Here is a 2,279-nt window from a genome sequence, read left to right as displayed (position 1 = left end):
CGCGGGCACGTTGAAGAACAGGCTGCGCACCGACACCGTGGTGCCCACCCGGCGCGCGCAGTCTTCCACGGCGGCCATCTGCCCGCCCGTGACCACGACCCGCGTGCCGTGCCCCTCGCGCTCCGCCGTTTCCAGCACCATCCGGCTGACGGAGGCGATGGAGGGCAGCGCCTCGCCGCGGAAACCCAGGGTGCGTATGGCCGCCAGGTCGTGCTCCGTGCGGATCTTGCTCGTTGCGTGGCGGTCCATGGCCAGCAGCGCGTCTTCGCGGCCCATGCCGTGCCCGTCATCGGCCACGCGGATCTCGGTCTTGCCGCCGTTGCGCACCGTGACGTCCACGCGCGACGCCCCCGCGTCCAGGGCGTTCTCCAGGAGCTCCTTGACCACCGATGCCGGGCGCTCGACGACTTCGCCGGCGGCGATCTGGTTGGCGAGCTTTTCGGGAAGAACCTGGATCCTGCGGGGCATGCTGGGTCGTGTTGGCGCGGGCGTGCTTTCGGCTGAACTTCGGGTGGTAGTCTACCGCGCGGCACGGGCCGGAGTCAACCGTTGACATGCGTGCGGAACGTGGGTCACGAAGGTGGGGCGGATCGGGGGATTCGGGTGCGTCGGCGATGGCGGGAATGGGAGGAACGACAACTTCGCTCGATGTTCGACTGCGGCCGGCGCATGCCGCGGCTGCCCTCTCCCCCGGCCCCTCTCCCGCAAGCGGGAGAGGGGAGAATTCGCGTGCGCTCCGCCAGCCCCGCGAACTCGACTCGGTTGGGACGCGTGTCAGCGCGGCCATTCGGCCGCAGTCCGCGAAGGCGGACTTTGGGCCTTTGTTGCCGCGAATTCATTCGCCCCAGCGGGCCTGAGGCGCACTCCTCGCCTCGGGCCGAGGCCTAGGCTTCCTCGCCGCTGCCGCGCCCAGGTTGAGAGGCGCCCTCGGCTAGATCCCACGGCCCGCATGGGCTGTACTGCGGGCCGGTTCGGTGCGCTCGGGCCTCTGGATGACAGGGCCTGGGGTGGCGACCTTGTCGCCGATGCGCACCTCACCCATTTCGAGCAACCCCTCCCCCGAAGTTGGGTGAGGGGTCGGCCGGCGCAGCCGCGAGGAACGAGCGGCGTGCCGGCCGGGGGAGAGGGCCTTGCGGCGAAGCCGCGAGCTCGTCCTATCGAAGGCTGTAGAACCGTCGCGCGTTCTCCACCGTTCGGGCGGCGAACTCGGCGGGGTCTTCGCCTCGGAGTTCGGCGCAACGCGCGGCCGTGTGCGAGACGAACGCGGGCTCGTTCTGCTTTCCGCGGTGCGGGACGGGCGCCAGATACGGCGTATCCGTCTCCACCAGGATGCGGTCCGCGGGCACCATGCGGACGAAGTCGGCGCCTTCGTACTTCTTGAAGGTCACCATCCCCGAAAACGACACGTACCAGCCCATCGCCATCGCCTCCTCCAGCAACGCGCGTCCGCTGGAAAAGGAGTGGAGCACGCCCACAGTCCCCTGCCCCGCCTCGCGCAGCAGCGCGCGCATGTCCTCGTCCGCCTCACGCGAATGCACAATCGTCGGCTTTCCCGTTTCGCGCGACAGCTCCAGGTGCCGCGCGAACGAGGCGCGCTGCACGTCACGCGGCGAAAAGTCGTAATGGTAATCCAGCCCGGTCTCCCCGACCGCCACCACGCGAGCGTCGTCCAGCAGCAGGCGGATGTCGCGGATCGCGTCCTCGTCGTACTCCGCGGCGCGGTGCGGATGGATGCCGGCCGTGGCGTATACTCCCGGGAAGCGCTCGGCCAGCTGGATGCACGTCCGCGCATCGTCCGTCCCCGTCGCGACGCTCACGATGGCGGTCACCCCCGCCGCCGTTGCCCGTGCGACGACGCCCTCGACGTCGGGAAAGACCTTGTCGTCCGCGAGGTGCGCGTGTGAATCCGTGAACTGCATCGTGAGTGCGGGAAACATCGAATTGAGGAATCAGGGCGCGCCACACACTCCAACTGACGCAAATCAGGCCAGTCCACGAAGGCGGACTTCGTGTGTTTGTTGCAGCGACTTCAATCGCCCGTGCTGGGGGTCCGCGCCCTCAGCCTCCGTGACCGCTGCCGCGCCCAAGCTCCTACCCATCCGCGGCTAGATCCTTCGGCCCGCGATGCATGTGCTAAGGGCCGGTTCGGTGCGCCTGGGCCTCAGATACCATGTAAAAGCGGGCCGCCACGATGTAAGCTCTCTGGGTCGCTCAAACCTGGAGGCGCTTATGCAGACCGTAACGACCCGCAACGTATCGGTAGTGTCCGTGCCCGCGCT

2 protein-coding genes are annotated in these 2,279 nt (G+C 68.6%); both read right to left on the bottom strand.

Annotated features, from left to right (window positions below; translation table 11 throughout):
• A partial coding sequence (mutL, locus tag VIB55_RS21850; protein WP_331878794.1) for a DNA mismatch repair endonuclease MutL occupies positions 1-468 on the bottom strand: 468 nt, incomplete at its 3' end.
• 686 nt (positions 469-1,154) lie between these two features.
• Positions 1,155-1,937 (bottom strand): TatD family hydrolase, encoded by a 783-nt coding sequence (locus VIB55_RS21845; RefSeq protein WP_331878793.1) that lies wholly within the window; start codon positions 1,935-1,937, stop codon positions 1,155-1,157.
• Positions 1,938-2,279: the final 342 nt, after the last annotated feature.

It is taken from the genome of Longimicrobium sp., from assembly GCF_036554565.1.
Lineage (GTDB): Bacteria > Gemmatimonadota > Gemmatimonadetes > Longimicrobiales > Longimicrobiaceae > Longimicrobium.
This window is presented reverse-complemented; position numbering and strand designations above follow the sequence as displayed.

What these genes read in the sequence shown, in the direction of transcription:
- VIB55_RS21845 (WP_331878793.1), bottom strand. Translation starts at nt 1,937, where the DNA reads ATGTTTCCCGCACTCACGATGCAGTTCACGGATTCACACGCGCACCTC.